The 18990-nt window shown below is 52.3% G+C and carries 15 protein-coding genes; 11 read left to right on the top strand and 4 right to left on the bottom strand.

From position 1 onward, the window contains the following. Positions 1–120: 120 nt before the first annotated feature. The 3 genes from JHJ32_RS01535 to JHJ32_RS01545 are packed head-to-tail and all read left to right on the top strand — an operon-like array spanning position 121 to position 3786. Complete coding sequence (locus JHJ32_RS01535; protein ID WP_079714855.1) at positions 121–552, top strand: cytochrome c maturation protein CcmE; 432 nt, start codon at positions 121–123, stop codon at positions 550–552. Positions 553–562: 10 nt separating this feature from the next. Continuing rightward, complete coding sequence (locus JHJ32_RS01540; RefSeq protein ID WP_200119379.1) at positions 563–3010, top strand: heme lyase CcmF/NrfE family subunit; 2448 nt, start codon at positions 563–565, stop codon at positions 3008–3010. Next, complete coding sequence (locus JHJ32_RS01545) at positions 3010–3786, top strand: Rossmann-like and DUF2520 domain-containing protein (protein WP_200119382.1); 777 nt, start codon at positions 3010–3012, stop codon at positions 3784–3786. The genes JHJ32_RS01540 and JHJ32_RS01545 overlap by 1 nt, the downstream gene beginning before the upstream one ends. Here JHJ32_RS01545 and JHJ32_RS01550 read toward each other — a convergent pair. From JHJ32_RS01550 to JHJ32_RS01560, 3 genes are read right to left on the bottom strand one after another with little or no spacing between them, the layout of a single operon-like run. Further along, on the bottom strand, positions 3776–4186 hold the full coding sequence (locus JHJ32_RS01550; protein WP_200119384.1) for a hypothetical protein: 411 nt from the start codon (positions 4184–4186) through the stop codon (positions 3776–3778). The genes JHJ32_RS01545 and JHJ32_RS01550 overlap by 11 nt on opposite strands. A gap of 30 nt (positions 4187–4216) precedes the next feature. Then, entirely contained in the window at positions 4217–4816 is a 600-nt protein-coding gene (locus JHJ32_RS01555) for a hypothetical protein (RefSeq protein WP_079714883.1), read from the bottom strand. Further along, positions 4803–5300: an RNA polymerase sigma factor gene (locus JHJ32_RS01560; protein WP_079714884.1), complete on the bottom strand. Its 498-nt coding sequence runs from the start codon at positions 5298–5300 to the stop codon at positions 4803–4805. The genes JHJ32_RS01555 and JHJ32_RS01560 overlap by 14 nt, the downstream gene beginning before the upstream one ends. Before the next feature lie 104 nt (positions 5301–5404). On the opposite strand from JHJ32_RS01560, the gene JHJ32_RS01565 reads away from it, so the two are divergent. Further along, on the top strand, positions 5405–5821 hold the full coding sequence (locus tag JHJ32_RS01565) for a hypothetical protein (RefSeq protein ID WP_079714885.1): 417 nt from the start codon (positions 5405–5407) through the stop codon (positions 5819–5821). 14 nt (positions 5822–5835) lie between these two features. On the opposite strand, the gene JHJ32_RS01570 is transcribed toward JHJ32_RS01565, so the two are convergent. Continuing rightward, positions 5836–6627 carry an amidohydrolase gene (locus tag JHJ32_RS01570; protein WP_079715373.1) on the bottom strand — a complete coding sequence of 264 codons (792 nt, stop codon included), beginning with the start codon at positions 6625–6627 and terminating at the stop codon, positions 5836–5838. Positions 6628–7031: 404 nt separating this feature from the next. Between JHJ32_RS01570 and JHJ32_RS01575 the strand changes: the two genes are divergently transcribed. The 7 genes from JHJ32_RS01575 (at position 7032) to pgmB (ending at position 18968) form a co-directional block, all read left to right on the top strand. Next, positions 7032–8042, top strand: a complete 1011-nt coding sequence (locus JHJ32_RS01575) for a LacI family DNA-binding transcriptional regulator (RefSeq protein ID WP_079714886.1) — start codon at positions 7032–7034, stop codon at positions 8040–8042. Between the two features lie 135 nt (positions 8043–8177). Beyond that, complete coding sequence (locus JHJ32_RS01580; RefSeq protein WP_200119386.1) at positions 8178–10760, top strand: alpha-amylase family glycosyl hydrolase; 2583 nt, start codon at positions 8178–8180, stop codon at positions 10758–10760. A 51-nt stretch (positions 10761–10811) separates the two neighbouring features. Beyond that, positions 10812–13790 carry a SusC/RagA family TonB-linked outer membrane protein gene (locus JHJ32_RS01585; RefSeq protein WP_200119388.1) on the top strand — a complete coding sequence of 993 codons (2979 nt, stop codon included), beginning with the start codon at positions 10812–10814 and terminating at the stop codon, positions 13788–13790. A gap of 12 nt (positions 13791–13802) precedes the next feature. Continuing rightward, positions 13803–15392, top strand: coding sequence for a RagB/SusD family nutrient uptake outer membrane protein (locus JHJ32_RS01590; protein WP_233632427.1), 1590 nt, complete (start codon positions 13803–13805; stop codon positions 15390–15392). 16 nt (positions 15393–15408) lie between these two features. Continuing rightward, positions 15409–16425, top strand: a complete 1017-nt coding sequence (locus JHJ32_RS01595; protein ID WP_200119391.1) for a SusE domain-containing protein — start codon at positions 15409–15411, stop codon at positions 16423–16425. Between the two features lie 18 nt (positions 16426–16443). Further along, a complete protein-coding gene (locus JHJ32_RS01600) occupies positions 16444–18303 on the top strand; it encodes a glycoside hydrolase family 13 protein (RefSeq protein ID WP_233632428.1) in 1860 nt (619 codons plus the stop codon). After that, positions 18300–18968, top strand: a complete 669-nt coding sequence (gene pgmB, locus JHJ32_RS01605; RefSeq protein ID WP_200119394.1) for a beta-phosphoglucomutase — start codon at positions 18300–18302, stop codon at positions 18966–18968. The genes JHJ32_RS01600 and pgmB overlap by 4 nt, the downstream gene beginning before the upstream one ends. Positions 18969–18990: the final 22 nt, after the last annotated feature.

Consider the following 18990-nt stretch of genomic DNA (forward strand, 5'->3'; position numbering starts at 1 on the left):
ACGGCCCACTCTTCTAATTTAGAATAGTTCTAAAAAATAGCAATCAGTTGCAATATTCGTAGCTTCATTTTCCAATTCGTAATTTTGCATTCCGGTATTAATCCATTGGGGGATAATGACATGAAGAAAAGTTCGGTAATAGGAATCATCATCATTGCTATTGCTATCGCGATGATTATTGTGATATACACAGATTCAAGTACGTATTCAACGTTCACCGAAGCGAGGGAAAAGCAAGCTGAATTATATGTGGTCGGTGTGCTGAATAAGGAAAAGGATTTGGTCTATAATCCAACCGTAGACGCCAACCATTTTTCGTTTTATATGTATGACAACGACAGCACTGAATGCAGGGTCGTGTTCCGGGGCGCAAAGCCGCAGGACATTGAGCGTTCGGAGCAAATTGTACTGACGGGCAAAATGGTGGGGGATGAATTTCACGCCAGCAAGATTTTGATGAAATGCCCTTCTAAATATAACCAAGACGAGGTAGAGGTGACTGAGGCAACCGCTGCACAGGCTTTGAGCTTCGTTCCAACCGATAATCGATAGGACACAATAAATGGATATAACGTATGTAGGTGAAAACCTGCTGCCCGGGAAAGTAGGGCAGCTCTTTGTCATTCTTTCGTTTGGGACAGCATTATTGTCTTGCATCAGCTACTATTTCGCTGCCAACCACAAAGAAGAACAGTCATGGAAAACCATTGCACGGTTTGCTTTTTGGGCAAACGTGGTGGCCGTGGTGGGTATCGGTACCTGTTTGTATTACATCATTTACAGCCACCTGTTTGAGTATCATTATGCCTGGGCCCATTCCTCCAGGGCATTGCCCACCCATTACATTATTTCCAGTTTTTGGGAAGGCCAGGAGGGCAGCTTTTGGCTGTGGATGTTTTGGCAGATTGTACTGGGAATCGTGTTGGTGTTCAAGGCGAAAAGCTGGGAAAATCCCGTGATGGCGGTAGTCATGCTTTGCCAGGCTGTATTGGGCTCGATGCTTATCGGCGTCGAGATTTTCGGTGAGCGCGTGGGTAGCTCGCCATTTATTCTGCTACGGGAGGCTATACCGGGACCGATTTTTGCCAACCCGGATTACTTGACCATGGTTACCGATGGCCGGGGCCTTAATCCGTTGTTGCAGAATTATTGGATGGTCATCCATCCTCCCACACTTTTTCTTGGCTTTGCGGCGATGATTGTGCCCTTTGCCTATGGTGTGGCCGGATTGTGGCAGCGACGATATCACGAGTGGATTACACCCGGTATCCCATGGGCGCTCTTTGCCGTCATGACGCTCGGGGCAGGTATCATCATGGGCTCGTTTTGGGCATATGAGGCGCTTAATTTTGGAGGATTCTGGGCTTGGGATCCAGTCGAGAATGCTTCGATTATTCCCTGGCTTACCCTCATTGCAGCCGTACACGTCATGGTGGCATACAAAAATTCGGGCCACTCATACTTTACCGCTACCTTTTTGGTGCTGGTCAGCTTCGTACTCGTCATCTATGCATCGTTTCTTACCCGCAGTGGTGTGCTGGGAGAGACTTCTGTACATTCCTTTACCGATCTGGGACTTTACTGGCAGTTGGTGGCGTTCAACATTATCTTCCTCGGTATCATGGTCTACTTGCTGGTCAAGCACAAGAAGCGCATGCCGTCAACACCGAAAGAAGAAGACATCTATTCACGGGAGTTCTGGTTGTTTATCGGTGCATTGGTGCTCTCGGTCGCCTGCGTACAGATTATCTCATCGACGTCCATCCCCGTATTCAATGCTGTTTTTGGAACCAAGGTAGCTCCTCCTGTTGAGCCGGTGCAGCATTACAATAAGTGGCAGGCGGGCTTTGCTGTAGTCGTTGGCCTACTTTCGGCCTTTACGCAATTCATGAAATACAAGCGTACGGATGTACGCAAGTTTTACGCTGCGGCTATCGCATCGTTGGTTGTCGCCATGGTCGTTACCGCCCTTGTGGTGTATATCACCGGCGTATATACCAATTTTATGTATATCCTGTTGGTGTTTTCCGCTGCCTATGCTGTTGTGGCCAATGGCAGGATATTGGGTGAGGCCATCAAGGGTAAATGGAAGCTCACCGGATCAGCAGTGGCACATATTGGGTTTGGGTTGTTGCTTATCGGTGCGCTGGTAGCTGCCGCAACAAACGAAGTGATTTCGGTCAACAGTAGCAATTACATTGCGGTGGCAGGCTTTGACCAGGTCGAAAAACCCGGTGACAACCTCTTTCTCACCGAGGGCGAGCCCGTGCAAATGGGTGATTACCGCATCACGTACGTAGGTGATAGCGTAGCGCGCCCCAACGTATACTACAAAATCAACTATGAAAAGATAGATGAGGAAACTGGCAGGGTGACCGAGCGTTTCCAGCTTCGGCCGTTTGCACAGAACAACCCACAGATGGGGGGGCTCATCGGTACCCCGGCAACCAAGCATTACCTGACCCATGACATATATACGTTGATCACCGCCGCGATGTCGGATGCACACCAGCAGGCCCAACCGGGTGAGCAGGGAGGTTTTGAGGATTACGAAGAACCGGCTATCTACGAAACCAATATCGGGGATACGCTGCGCTATCGCAATGGCTATATTGTGGTGGAAGGTATCAACCGCGATGCCACGGTACAGAACATCCCCCGCCGGGATGATGACGTCATTGTCGGGCTCAAGCTGAAGGTACATGCAGTGAGCGGCGAATCTTACGACGCGGAGCCTGTATTCCTGATTCGCGGAGGCAGCACATTTGATTTATTCAAAGACGTCGAAGAGCAGGGACTGCGGCTCCGGTTCAGCAACATCATCCCGCAGAAAGATAAGCTGGAAGTCATGGTGTACCAAAAGCCGGTACCGGAGAAAAAGTGGATCGTGTTTAAGGCTATCAAATTCCCTTACATCAATTTCTTCTGGTGCGGGGCTATTGTAATGACCATTGGCTTTTTGCTTTCCATCTTCCGACGCAACAAAGAGATTAAACCCGAAAAGGTCTGATGAATATTGTTTTGCTTGGCAGCGGTAATGTGGCGACACATTTGGGCCGGGCGCTCGTGGATGCCGGACACCGCATCATACAGGTATACAGCCCTACCCAAGCGCACGCCATGGTATTAGCTGATGCGGTCAATGCCCGGGCAATAGACGACCTCGCGGTCGTTGAACCCAATGCAGACGTGTATGTCATCGCTGTAAAGGATGATGCTATCGCGCAGGTGGCGGCGCAGTTGCCACCATCGTCGAACGGTATCGTCGTCCATACAGCCGGAAGCGTAGCTATGGAGGTATTTGCAGGACACGCGGAGCGGTATGGCGTCGTGTACCCTGTACAAACCTTTTCCAAGGCCAAGGCAGTTGATTTCTCGGCGGTTCCTGTCGCTGTGGAGGCTTCCGATCCGGCGACATATACCGCGCTTGCCCGGCTCGGGGAAAGTTTGTCCACCCGTGTTTTCCCCTGTGATTCGGGGCAGCGCCTTTCCCTGCATGTAGCGGCGGTGTTCGCCTGCAATTTCGCTAACCACCTGTATGCCATCGGGGCAGGCATTCTTCGCGAACACGGGCTTGATTTCGGACTTATCCGGCCGCTTATCCTTGAGACGGCGGAGAAGGTGATGAAGCACGAGCCTGAGGATGTGCAGACGGGACCGGCCGTGCGCAATGACATCGGCACGATGCAGCGGCATTTGGCGCTGTTGGACGGCCAGCCTGACTTAGCCGAGCTTTACCGGAAGTTGAGCGAGCGGATTGGTCGCCAATCAGCTCTTAAAACCTGAATCGCGTCGAAACGACGAACTGCCTTGGCCTGAGTTCAAAGTACGTTTCGACCAGTTGGTAGTCGCTGGAGAATTGTTGGGTATAGCGACTATTATCTAATAGGTTCTGCGCGTTCAGCACGATGTCGGTTTTCCATTTTTTGAGGTGATAGGTGTAGGAGCAGTCCACGAAGTATTGAGGACGGATACCTTCGATATTGTTCAAGTAGTAGGCATTCTGGACGGCGAAGCTATGCCGGTCGCCGATGTGCGTGCTGGCCTGTAAAAAGTGGTTTTGGTAGACCACGGTATTGGACTCCCCCATAGCCAGCAAAGTCTTCCCTTGGTTTTCTTGTTGCGCCGAGTTTTGCATAAAGGCCATTACTAGCCCCATGACTGCCAACAATATATTATTGATCATACCAGTGCTGATTATTGCGTGAATAAACTTTCAAGCATCCCTAAACTGCCCCTTTATCCGCTCTAAGTTTTCGATCATTTCTTCAATGCGCTCATTTTCATTGCGGATGTATTGTTTCATGAAGACGAAATGGCAGATAAGGAACCAAAAGACGATGAAAATCACCGAGCCAATGAAGGTCCATATTGGTAGTGCAAAATACATTTCAACACCATACAGCATGAAGGCGATGGCAATACATGCTTCATACACCGCATAATTTCGGGTGTTGAAGCGATTGCGCCGCTGTTGGAACGCTTTGAGGTAATCGATGTAATCCTGTGGTTTGGCCAGTAAATGCTCACTGGTGTTGATATGGCGGTAGTCAGCGATTTGGTTGAAGAAATAGTAGCAGATACAGCCCACCATGATGGCCAGGGCCAAATAGCTCGTCCAAGTCGAAAAATCGATGGTTATACACATCCAGAGCAACAGCATGATGGTTATTCCAACGGCTACGAGTTGCCAATACAGTTTCCGTGCAAGTGCAGTTTTGTTGCCCTTGATGCGTTTCAGAATCGTTTCAAAGCTAACGTTTGGTTCGGGCTCTTGCCCTTGCCAAAGCTGTTGTATCTCGTCAAACCCTTTCATTGCTGTTGTATATTTCAGTTAGCTTGTGTTTTATCCGGTGTATCTTCACCCGTAGATTGCCTTCGGATATGCCTGCTATTTCGGCTATCTCGGGGTAGGGAATCTCGTCCAGCACCATGGTGATGATAATGCGTTCGTTTTCTTCCAGCTGTGCAATGGATTTGTACAATAGGGCAATCTGCTCTTGCTTTTCCGACGGTTCCTCCGTGTAGTTTTCGATGATTTTGTCGTTGAGTTCATCTGTGGCGCGCCGTTTAGCTGTGCGCAGGTAAGAGAGGCAGGTGTTTACCGCAATACGGTATATCCAGGTTGAAAACTGTGACTGATTGCGGAATTTGTCAAGGTTCTGCCAAACCTTGATGAAGGTTTCCTGCATGAGATCATTTGCAGCGTCGCTGTCGCCGGTATAGCCATAGCAAAGGTGATACACCTTTTTCGAGTTGTCTTCAAATAATCGCTGGAACAGTTGTCGTTGGTTATTCATGAACGGCTATTACCTCCGCTTTGACGTATGTTGTGTTGATATGTTACAAAAGTGGGGAATTTTCGCCCCGTGCATTGTCAAAATAATTCCCTAACTTTAGGGCGATGGAAACGTTGATTCCCATAATTATAGCCATAGCGGTGTTTGCTTTTCAGGCATATGCCAACTTCCAAAAGGAGCAGGAAAAGGCGCGGAAGCGAAACTTCGGCCAGCCGCCTTTACCGCCTTTGCCCGAAGAAAACGCGCAACGGCCGACCGAGGCGTACCCCAAGGAAATTGGGCGCGAACAGCCGCTACCTGCTGGCGCTCGGCAGCCGGCGCCGCGGCCCGCTTTTGATCGCTTTTCCGGCGTGATGGACGTGGAAGAGGTAAGGCGTGTGCGCAAAGCTCGCCAGCAGCAAAAACAGCAACGCCTGGAAGTGGTGGAAGACACATCGGCGGGCGCGATAAGCAGTCATACGGATTTTGACCTCCGGGATGCTGTCATTAAAGCCGCAATCCTCGAACGGCCATATCATTGATGCCTGCCGGCAACTTACGACTTCCGGCTGACGACCAGATTAAAATCATCCATATCCTTCAGGAACGGCAAATCCCTACGGGTGTCGTCCAAATCCCGCCTGTATATGGTAAACGTATATAAGTCTTCATATTCCGGTTTATAGTACACAACGTCGCCGATGGGTGAAATGCACATAGAACCGCCGGAATAATAGATCTCATTGCCATCATGGCCCACGCGGTTTACACCAATGACAAACGCTTGATTTTCGATAGCCCTTGCGGGGATTAGACTACGCCAATGCGCCGACCGTTTGTCCGGCCAGTTGGCGACGTAGAGCAGGATGTCATAAGCAGCGTTGAGGTTGCGCGACCAGACCGGAAAGCGCAGGTCATAGCATATCATCGGGCATATTTTCCAACCATTGAGCTCGACAATCACACGCTTGTCGCCGGGCGTAAAAATCGTGTCTTCTTTGGCCAGACCAAACAGGTGGCGTTTATCATATTTAACGTAATTGCCATCTTTGGTCATCCATACAAACCGGTTATAATAGTTGCCCTCTTCTTCGATGATAAGGCTACCGGCCACCACGCAATCGTATTTTTGAGCCATTTCCAGCATCCAGTGCATGGTCTTTCCATCGGATTTCTCGGCACATTGCGCTACATTCATCGTAAAACCGGTATTAAACATCTCGGGCAAAACAATTAAATCAGTTTTTTCGCGTATTGCAGACAGCCTCAGCGCAAGATTACTGAGGTTCTTATCGATGTTTTCCCAAAAAAGGTAGGCCTGGAACGTTGTGATTTTTAGTGCATCCATCTCCATAAGCTCTGGTGTGTTTATATGTGGTGCGCAACTTGCACAAGTTAACAAAAAATATGTAAAAACGAAATGATTTTGTGTGTAGCTGCAATTATGCTGCCAGTTTCTGATTGGCCACTTGCTATGAAATGATGGCTGACCGATGCCACAAATTAATATTCGTCAAATAGAATGTAACAGGAATATAAAAGGTTAGTAATAGGTATTTTCCCCTATGAAGTCCCTATAAAATCCCTATAATGTCCCTATAAAGACCTAATAAATTGAAGGAAATGTTGGCAGTCAGTGGCCGGACGGTGTATGCCCAGTTTGGTATTGAAAAGCATTTGCTCGCGGGGGTATAAACAATTAACAGGTATATATGTATTATTGTACGGAAAAAAGGATTAGACGTTGGTTGTATGGATGCCATAAACATAAAGGTGCTGGCAGAGAAGCTTGGGCTCTCTACCTCAACGGTGTCACGGGCTTTCCGTGGTAACAGCGATATCAATGCGAAAACCAAGCAGCGTATTCTCGAAATGGCCGAAACATTGGGGTATCAGCCCAACATGTATGCCAGCAGCCTACGTGACCAAAAGAGTAAGACCATTGCCATCGTAGTGCCCGAATTTGCGAATAATTTCTTTTCGCAGGCGATTCATGGCATTGAGCGGGAGGCGCGCATGAATGGCTACCACACCTTGATTTATGTGACCGACGATGATTACGAGAAGGAGGCTTCTTTCGTGACCCAGATTTGCAACGGCCGTGTGGAAGGGGTGATCATGTCAGTGTCCGGCGAAGGGCACCGGCATCAATACCTGGAGTTGCTGGCAAAGCGGGGCATTCCCTTGGTTTTTTTTGATCGGTATTATGATGATGTCGCGGCGACCAAGGTCACGGCAAATGACTATGAGAGCAGCTATGCCGCCACAAAGCACTTGCTTGACAAAGGCTGTTCCAGGGTGGCTTATTTGGTCGTCAACAAACATGTGTCTATCGGCAAAATTCGCCTACAGGGCTATGTCGATGCGCTGCGCGACTACGGTATGGCAGCGGATGACGACCTCATCGTGGAATGTACCAATGACCGGTACGAAATCCGCAGGCGACTGGCCGAATCGTTCGGGCGGCTGCAACCTGACGGTATTTTTGCCGCCGTCGAGCGGCTGGCGATAGCAACGTACCGGTTCTGTAGCGAAGAAGGCATCGCGATCCCCGAGAATCTGAAAGTTATCGGATTCTCAAGCCTGGAAATCGCAGACTTGCTTAATCCTGCGCTCAGTACGGTTACTCAACCTGCTTATGAGATGGGGGCCACTGCGGCCGCCGTGTTATTTCGCGCACTGAAGGCCGGCGAAAAGCGAACTGGCAATGAAAGTATTATTCTGCCATCGGTACTGATGGAGCGGAAGTCGAGCGCCGGATAGCTTCAAAAAAAAATCTTTTTTTCTTTGAATTCAACGGATGTTGTATACATTTGTTTAAGTTTCGGGAACGTTCCCGATAATGCTGACCAGCAAAAGCGATCTTTTGCACCCGATTATATAGCCAAAATTGAGGTCATGAAAGGTATTCTTTTTTGTTTCTTATGCGGGCTGGCCGTATTGACAGGCTGTAAGAAGCCGTCAGGAAACGATTCGCCCGGGCCTGATCCGGTGGTCCCGGAAGCCGAAACGGGCCTACTCACATTTATGCCCGCTTTTCCCACAGCCAATGAGGAAATAACGCTGCGGTTCGATAGCGGCAAAGGTAACCGGGAACTACATGGATATGCCGGCGATGTGTATGCACATATCGGCGTGATTACGTCCCTGAGCGGCGGTGCAACGGATTGGCGGTACGTCAAGACGGAATGGGGGGAAAACACCGCCGCCACGCGGTTGGTGGATATTGGAAACGGGGTATACGAGCTTAAATTGAAGCCGCGTGTGTATTTTGGGGTGCCTACGGGCGAAAAACTGCTTAAAATTGCGTTGGTTTTGCGCAGTGCGGACGGTTCGAAAGTGGGCAGAAACAGCGATGGCAGCGATCTGTACGTGCCGTTGTTTGAACAGGGTGGCTTGCATGTCCGTTTTTCTGGTCCTGAAATGCAGCCGCTGTTTTCCCCGCAGCCTTCAAAACTTGTTTATGCGCCCGGTGAGACCATTGAGCTGACGGCGCTGGCTTCCACGTCCGTCGAGCTGGCGATTCATGTCAACGGAAATCTCATCGGGACGGACCGCGGGACGACGTTGCGCGCTACCTATACCTTTACCCAGTCGGGCGAGCACACCTTTACAGCAGTGGCTACGGAAAGCGGAAAATCCGGTGAAGCTGGCTTTTCCGTGTTGGTGCTGGGCGATCCGGAAATAGCGGAGCTTCCCGCCGGGGCAGCGCCCAACGGTGTCACCTTCATGAGCGGCGGATCCGCAGCGGTATTCGCGCTGACCGCGCCGGGCAAAACGTCGGCCTATCTGCTGGGCGACTTCAATGACTGGTCATTTCAGCCGGAAAGCCTGATGAAGCGCACGCCTGACGGCAAGCATTGGTGGGTGGCCGTAGACGGCTTGGACCCGCAGGCCGCCTATGCGTACCAGTTTGTGATAGATGGCACTATCCGTGTGGCTGACCCGTATGCGGAGCTGGTGCTTGACCCTGACCACGACCAGTACATTCCGGGGCATACCTACCCCAACCTGAAATCCTACCCGCACGGAAAAACCAGCGGGATAGTCGCTGTGACGACGGCCAACGAGCATCGGTATGCGTGGCGTACGCAAGGGTTCCGGCGGCCGCATCCGCACGATTTGGTGATTTATGAATTGCATGTAAGGGATTTTATCGCGGCCAGAAACTATAAGACGCTGGTTGACACGCTTAACTATTTGACTAACTTGGGAGTCAACGCGTTACAGCTGATGCCTGTCAACGAATTCGAGGGTAATTCCAGCTGGGGGTATAATCCGTCGTTTTACTTCGCGCCGGATAAATACTATGGCACTAAAAACGATCTCAAGCAATTAATCGATGAATGCCATGCAAGGGGGATTGCTGTCATCCTTGATGTGGTGCTGAACCATACGTTCGGCCAGTCGCCCTTGGTGCGGCTTTACGCCGAGAACGGAAGGCCTTCGGCGGACAATCCTTGGCTCAACACAGAAGCCCGCCATCCGTTCAACGTGGGATACGACTTCAACCATGAAAGTGAATACACGAAAGCTTTTGTGAGCGATGTGTTGCGGTTTTGGATGGAAGAATACCGTGTGGATGGCTTCCGTTTTGACTTGTCTAAAGGTTTTACGCAAAAAAATACAGGCACGTCTGAAAGTGGGGTCGCCGCCTGGAGCGCGTATGATGCATCGCGCGTTGCTATCTGGAAAGCATACCATGCGTTTATCCGATCCATTGATGCGGACTTTTTCGTCATATTGGAGCATTTTGCCGACGATAGCGAGGAAAGCGAGCTGGCAGCCGAGGGTATGCTACTGTGGAATAACCTGAACTACCCGTTCAACGAGGCTACAATGGGCTGGCTGGATCAGTCGGATTTCAGGAGGTTGTTTCATACCGAACATGGTTTTTCCGCGCCCAATTTGGTGAGCTATATGGAAAGCCATGATGAGGAGCGTATCATGTTCAAAAACCTGGCGTATGGCAACCGATCGGGTGGTTATGACGTGCGTCAACTCAATACGGCATTGAAGCGCGTAGAAATGGCCGCGGCCTTTCTGCTGGCGGCGCCGGGGCCGAAAATGATGTGGCAGTTTGGGGAGCTTGGGTATGATGTCTCCATTGACGAGAATGGGCGCACCGGAGAGAAGCCGGTGCTATGGGAATACAACAAGGGGCCGCGCCGCGAACTTTACGAGGCTTTCGGCCGTTTAATCGGGTTTAAAACACACAATGAGATTTTCCGTCACGGCACATTTACTTACCAGCTGGCCGGAGCCGTCAAATATATCAGTCTGATGCATGCAGGCCAGCAGGTGGTTGTGGTGGGCAATTTTGACGTGGTGCCGCGCAGGGCTGATGTCGAAGAGATTTCAGCAGGAGATTGGTACGATAATATGGGCGGGCAGGTGATACGGCTGGACGAGGGGTACGCCAGGTCGCTCGCCCCCGGTGAATATTATGTGTACAGCAAAGCGGCATTGGCAAGCCGATAAAAAAGAGCGTTGCGGGACGAAACAAAAGCATGGAAACCAAAATGACTGAATATGATAATCAAACACACAAAGCGAATGCTGATGTTGTGCCTGCTGCTGGCGGGCACAACATTCCTGGCCCACGGACAAGGCGGGGCCATCACCGGCCGGGTGGTTGATGAACAGGGCCAGCCACTGCTGGGCGCTTCGGTGCAGGTGAAAGAACTGCGCCGAACGGCATCGACCGATGAAGACGGGCGGTTTGCGCTTCCGGATATTGCCAATGGCACGTATACGGTAGCGGTAACGTATGTGGGGTATCTGCCTGCGGAAAAGCGTGTGTCGGTGAGTGGTGCAGAGCAGGTGGCAGACTTCGATTTGCAACCGGATGAACAGTTCCTGAGCGAAGTGGTGGTGATCGGCTACGGCACACAGCAACGGCGTGATTTAACGGGGTCGGTGGCTACCGTAAGTTCACGCGAGTTTCAGTCGGGCACGATTACCACGCCGGAGCAGCTGATAGCGGGCAAGGTAGCCGGCGTGCAGATAACGTCGTCCGGTGGTCGGCCGGGTGCGGGCAGCACCATCCGCGTGCGCGCCGGGGCGTCATTGAATGCCAGCAACGACCCGCTCATCGTCGTGGACGGGGTGCCTCTTGCCGTGGGCGAAGTGCCGGGGGTTAGCAACCCGCTGAGCCTCATCAATCCAAATGACATTGAAACATTTACCGTGCTCAAGGACGCCAATGCGACCGCGATTTACGGTTCGCGGGCGTCTAACGGCGTAATCCTCATTACGACGAAAAAGGGAACGGGCAGCCGGACAGCCATCAACTTCAGTACGCAGCATGCGCTGGCGGCGGTGGACCGGAAGGTCGATGTGCTTTCGGCGGATCAGATTCGCGACTATGTGAATGCGAATGGCAGCGAGGCGCAAAAGCAGCTACTGGGCAGCGCGAATACCGACTGGCAAAACGAAATCTACCGGCCGGCGTATACGACCGATAACAACCTCAGCATTGCCGGAAGGGCTGGAGATCTGCCCTACCGTGTTTCGGCCGGTTTCCTGAATCAGGATGGCGTGCTTATGAGCGACCGCCTGCAGCGTACCTCTGCGGCTATCAGTGCCAGCCCGATGTTATTCAACAATACGCTGAAGGTAGATATAAACCTCAAAGGCTCGCACACCCGTTCCAGGTTTGCCAACCAGGACGGCATCGGGGCCTCAATCCAGTTTGACCCCACCCAGCCGGTACGCACCGACAATGCGTTCGGCGGTTACTGGGAGTGGCTGCAATACGATGCGGACAACGACCGGCATGTGCCTAATCCGAATGCGCCCCGAAACCCGGTTGGCCTCATTGAGCTTAAGGACGATCAAGGCGATGCGTACCGCAGCTTCGGGAACATACAGCTCGATTATGCCCTGCCGTTTGTGGAAGGGCTGCATGCCAACCTGAACCTCGGCTACGATGTGTCCAGGGGAAAGGGCGGTGTTTTCATTCCGGCTATTGCGGCGCAGCGGTTCAGCACCGCCGGCGAAGTCACCCGCTATCAGACAGATATATTCAACCGGGTAGGTGAGTTTTACCTCAATTACACCAGGCAGCTCGCCGGAATAAACGGCCATATCAATGCCACGGCGGGTTACGGTTATTACGACAACAAATCAAGGATAAATAACTATAACCGTACCAGCGAGGACGGCACTGTATTGAGCGAGCCTGCGTTTCCGTTTGATGAACCGCAGAACCGCCTGATCTCATATTATGGGCGCCTGATCTATACGCATGCAGACCGTTATATCCTCTCGGCGACGATCCGTACCGATGGTTCCTCGCGGTTTGCCAGCGAAAACCGCTGGGGGGTGTTCCCTTCTGTGGGCCTTACCTGGCGCATCAGGGATGAACCCTTCCTGCGGGATAACCGGGTGTTTTCGGATCTGAAACTGCGGCTGAGTTACGGGGTTACCGGCCAACAGGACGGTATTGCCAACTACTCGTACCTCCCCAACTATGTCAGCAGTGCCAATGAGTCCATGTACCAGTTCGGCGATACCTTCTATTACATGCATACCCCTTTGGCCTATGACCGTGACATCCGGTGGGAAAGCACGGCCACCTACAATGCCGGGATCGACTATGGTTTCTTGGACGGCCGTATACATGGCAGCGTAGACGTTTATTTCAAGAAAACGAAAGACCTCCTGAGCGTAATCCCCATCCCCGTAGGTACCAACTTCAGTAACCTGCTGCTCACCAACGTAGGGAATATGGAAAACCGCGGCGTCGAGTGGAGTATCAACACCACGCCGGTAAGGGGCGAAGCGTTTACCTGGGATGTGGGGTTCAACTTTACCTTCAATACCAACAAAGTAACCAACCTGACCAACGTGGATGACCCGAATTACCTGATTGAACAAGGCGGGATCACCGGAAGCACTGGCAACCACATTCAGGCGCACGTCGTCAACTATGCGCCTTATAGCTTCCGTGTGCATAAGCAGGTGTACGACCAGAACGGCAGACCATTGGAGGGCGTGTACGCCGACCTGAACGGCGACGGTACGATCAACGATGACGATCGTTATTTCTATAAGTCGCCACTACCGCGGTATCTGCTGGGTTTTACCTCTCAGCTCGAATACAGGCAGTTTACGCTCACCACGGTACTCCGTGCCAATATCGGGAATTACGTGTATGACAACGTGTCGTCCAACTTCGGAAGCCGGTACAACGTGCTGGACCCCAATGGGCCCATCAACAATGCTCCCGTGGATTTCCTGAACACGGGCTTTGTGCAAAAACAGTACACCAGCGATTATTATATCCACAATGCATCGTTCCTGAAGATGGACAACCTTTCGTTGAGCTACAGGATAGACAACCTGCTGCGGGGCAGTGGATCCAGTCTGACGGTTTCCGCCAATGTGCAGAATGTGTTCACGGTGACGAAATATAAGGGGGTAGACCCTGAAATAAGCAACGGAATAGACAATCAGTTTTACCCGCGGCCCAGGACCTTCACCCTTGGGCTTAATCTGGGCTTCTAAAAATCAACGGCGATGAAGAGAACAACGATATTAATGAAAACGGGCTTGCTGGCAGCTTGGATGTTTGCCGCGTGTAGCCAGAATCTGGACCTGGTGCCGACTAACGATATCACAGCAGACATGGCTTTTAGTACACCTGAGGGGTATAAAAGCGCGCTGGCTAAAGTCTATGGCAGTTTTGCTACAACCAGCGGCAGAGGGCCGGGAGAAAGTGACCTCGGCGGGATCGACGCTGGTACGTCTGACTTTTTGCGGCTGTACTGGAATGCGCAGGAGCTGACAACGGATGAGGCTATATGTGCATGGCTTGGTGACCCCGGGATTCCCGACCTGAATTACATGAGCTGGAATTCCAGCCATATTATGCTGCGGGGGCTTTATACTCGGAGCATTTACCAGATTACCGTAGCGAATGAGTTCCTACGGGAAAGCACGGACGAAAAGCTGAACCAACGGGGGATTTCCGGCTCAGAAGCACAGGAAATTGCCCATTACCGTCTGGAAGCTCGTTTTCTTCGGGCATTCCAGTATTGGGTGCTGATGGATCTTTTCGGGAATCCGCCGTTTATCACCGAGACGGATGGGATAGGCAAGGTTCCCCCGCGGCAGATAACTCGGGCGGAGCTGTTTGGATATGTAGAATCAGAATTGCTGGATCTGGAGACACAGCTGACCGATCCCCACCAGAATGAGTACGGACGGGCAGATAAGGCGGCTGCATGGGCCCTGCTGGCCCGCATGTACTTGAATGCCGAAACCTATCTGGGCACAGGCAATGGAAAGTACACCGAAGCCATCACCTATGCAACGAAGGTGATCGATGCCGGATATTCGTTGATGGAAAACTACCGGCACCTGTTTCTGGCAGATAATGACCAGAACAATCCGGAGGTCATCCTATCCATCAATTACGATGGCATTCAGACCCAGAACAATGGGGGAACGACCTTCCTGATTAATTCGTCGGTGCATTCGTCAATGGGGCCTGCGTCTTTTGGCATACCGAACGGCGGATGGGGTGGCAACCGCAGCCGGAGCACACTGCCGCTGGCATTCGACGACCATAGTGGTGCTACAGATACACGGGCCATGTTTATGGGCGATCAGCCGGATATTGAAGATCCCAGTTTGTTTACCCAGGGATTGGCGGTGGCCAAGTTCAGGAACGTCACGTCTTCGGGCGAAAATGGCCGGTCGGTCAACGGGGTGTTCTGTTCCACGGATTTCCCCCTGTTCCGGCTTGCTGAGCAATACCTGATTTATGCGGAAGCCGTGCTGCGTGGGGGCAATGGCGGCAGTACTGCCCAGGCGATAGCCTACATCAACAGGCTCCGTGAAAGGGCTTATGGCAATACTTCCGGCAATGTAACCAGCATCTCGCTGGATGGCATTTTAAATGAGCGGAGCCGCGAACTGTATTGGGAGGCTTTCAGACGCACCGACCTGATCCGTTACGGCAGGTTTACATCCGGTGATTATCTTTGGCCGTTTAAGGGGGGCGTGGCTAATGGCGCGGGCGTTGAAAGTTACCGGACGCTTTTCCCTATTCCGGCGGCTGATTTGATTGCCAACCCGAATCTGACACAAAATACCGGTTATTAACAATTAGACTATTGCCATGAACAGATCATATTTAAGCAGCTTGTTTTTTGCGGCTATCGGAATGTTGATGATTACCGCCTGCGATAAAGACGAATCACGGCTGGTGCTGCAACCGGGCGATGGTCCGGCACTGCAGGCATCTGAAAACACACTTGTTCTGGAACGCGAGCATGCCGATGAGGAGGCTATCCGTTTTTCCTGGACGCCTGCTGACTTCGGCTATGCTGCGGCAGTGACCAACACCCTCCAGGTGGCCCGCAAGGGGACGAACTTCGAACAACCAAGGGAGCGCATTGTTACGGCCGGTGAAAACAGCGCAGGCTTCACGACCTATGACTTCAACAGCCTCCTGCTGGCCCTTGAACTCCCGGTGGGAGAGGCGAGTGAAGTGGAAGTGCGGACACGTGCAAGGATAAACGAAGCAGTGGAACCGCTTTACTCAAACGTGGTGCAACTGACGGTGACGCCTTATGCTGCTATCAGTTACCTGTATGTCCCCGGGGCTTACCAGGGGTGGGATCCGGCTACGGCCGAAAGCCTGGTGTCGCCAACGAGCAACGGCATCTATACGGGTATTATCCGGTTCCCCGAGGCAGGTTCGGAGTTTAAACTCACCCCGGCCCGCAATTGGGATGATTCCTACGGTGAGGATGAACCTGGCTCCATTGTGCTGAATGGAGGTGCCAATATCAAAGCGCCGCGAGCTGGAAACCTTGAGGTCACCGTCAATACCAACGATAATACCATTGGCTATACCGACCACTCGTGGGGGCTAATCGGCAGCGCTACACCCGGGGGATGGGATACCGATACAGACATGGTGTATGACAACGCCAATGCCGTGTGGAAGGTGACCGTAACGTTGAATCCCGGAGCATTTAAGTTCAGGAAAAACCACGACTGGTCGGTCAACTTCGGCGTGCAGGACGGTGAACTGGTGGAAGGTGGGCCGGATATCGCGCATACCGAAAGCGGTACGTATGTCATTACGTTTGATCCGGTAGCCAAAGTGTACACCATGGTGAAACAATAAAAAATCAGTTTTTACGAGATGAATGTATTTTTCAGATGGATACCGGCATGTCTCCTGGCGCTGAGCCTGGGGATGCCGGCAGGCGCGTCCGGCCAGTCCGTAGCGCGCGTAGAGCCGCTCCACTGGTGGGTAGGCATGCACAACCCTGAATTGCAATTGCTGGTATATGGCGAAAATATTGCGGCTTATGAGCCGGAAATCGTGTTTCCGGGCGTACAGCTCACCCAAGTGCACCGGGTGGAAAACCCGAATTACCTGTTTCTGGACCTGCATATTGCGCCCAGTACCACACCGGGTAATGTGCCCATTGTGTTCAATGGATCCGATGGCCGGACCTTCAGTTGGGAGTATGAACTGAAGGCCCGCGAAGCCGACAGGACTAAGGCACAGGGTGTCCGTAGCGACGATGTGATTTACCTGATCATGCCGGATCGCTTTGCCAACGGCGGCACGAGCAATGACATCGTGCCGGGCATGCGTGAAACGGCATTAAACCGCGACTCGATGTATTACCGCCACGGGGGCGACCTTCAGGGCATTATCAACAAGCTGGACTACCTCCATGACCTTGGGGTGACGGCCCTTTGGCTTAATCCGGTGTTGACGAATGATATGGAACAGGCTTCTTACCACGGCTATGCGGCGACAGAAAACTATCAAGTGGACCCCAGATTCGGTGACAATGAGCTGTACCGGAAACTGGCAGATGAACTCCACCGAAGGGGTATGAAGCTGATAAAAGATTTAGTGCACAACCACGTCGGGCTGCGGCACTGGACCGTTCTTGACCCGCCTGCTCCGGACTGGCTGAACCAATGGCCCACCTATACCAATACGACGTATAAAGATCAGGTGATTTTTGATCCCTATGCCGCCGAGGCTGACCGGAAACGGATGACCGATGGGTGGTTTGTACCCACCATGCCAGACATGAATCACCGTAATCCGTATGTGCGCAAATACATTACGCAAAGCCACATCTGGTGGGTGGAGTATGCCGGAGTTGATGGCTTCCGCCTGGATACGTATCCGTATAACGATCTGGATTTCATGGCCGATTGGGGTAGGCTCATCAAGGCGGAATATCCGGAGCTGACGTTCTTCGGCGAAACCTGGGTGCATGGTGTGCCCAACCAGGCGGTATATACCCAGGGCAGCACCATTAACCAGCGGTTTGATACGCATATGCCCGGGGTGACGGACTTTCAGACGCACTTTGCCATCATCGAAGCGCTCAATGGGTCGTTCGGCTGGACCGACGGTGTGAATAGGCTGTACAGCGTCCTGGCCAACGACTTCGTCTATGAAGATGCGTACCGCAACGTGGTGTTCCTGGATAATCATGACAAGAGCCGCTTCTTTTCAGAAGTGGGCGAAAATGTGGATAAGTATAAGTCCGGCCTGGCTTGGCTGATGACGACAAGAGGCATCCCGCAGCTTTATTATGGTGCGGAAATAGCCATGAAGAATTTTGCCAATCCGGATGGCCTGGTACGGGAGGATTTTCCCGGCGGCTGGCCGGTAGATACCGTGGATAAGTTTACCGGGGCCGGACGGTCGGCAATGGAAAACGACATTTTCCAGTACATCCGCACGCTGGCTAACTACCGCAAAAGCAATCCGGTGCTGCAAACGGGCCGGATGATGCAGTATGTGCCGGAAGATGCCGTGTACGTTTATTTCCGTTACAACGATGAAAAGACGGTGATGGTGGTGATGAATACCGGAGAGGATGAAGCTGAAATTGATGTCTCCCGCTTTGAAGAGCGCATCCGGTCAGCCACGCGTGCCAAGGATATCATCAACGGGAATACTGTAAACCTTACCGCTCCCCTCAGGTTGAACGCCAAATCCACGGCGGTGCTGGAATTACTATGACAGGCGACAGGAACAACTGGAAACAGCTCGCTGCTGGCAAAGAAGCTTTCATCTTTGATTTGGATGGGGTGCTGGTAGACACAGCTACGTTTCACTACCGGGCGTGGAGGCGGCTGGCCAATGAGCTGGGCTTTGACTTTTCCATGCAGCAGAATGAACTGCTCAAAGGCGTAAGCCGCATGCAGTCGCTGGAGCAAGTGCTCACCTGGGGACGGATGCAGCAGGCCGGTTTGGACAAGGAGCACCTCGCCGAAAAGAAGAATGCATGGTATCTGGAACTTGTGGAACGTATGGGGCCTGACGATGTGCTGCCCGGTGTGCTGGCCTTTCTGCGTGCGGCGAAGGCAACTGGCATCCGCACGGCGTTGGGGTCGGCCAGCAAAAATGCCCGGCTCATCCTGGATCGCACGGGCCTGCAAGGGTATTTCGACGCGGTTATTGACGGCAACGCGGTAGTGCTGTCCAAGCCGCACCCCGAAGTGTTTCTCCGTGCGGCCGAAGCGCTGGGCGCTGCGCCGGATGCGTGCCTGGTTTTTGAAGATGCCCAGGCGGGCATCGATGCGGCAAAGGCTGCCGGCATGTCCGCGGTGGGCATTGGCAGCGGGACAGCGCTGCAACGGGCAGACCTTGTGGTTGCAGGGTTGGCGGACTTGAAGATAGATTGACGAAAGCACATAAAATGAACGT

The organism is Parapedobacter sp. ISTM3 (assembly GCF_016533505.1).
GTDB lineage: Bacteria > Bacteroidota > Bacteroidia > Sphingobacteriales > Sphingobacteriaceae > Parapedobacter > Parapedobacter luteus.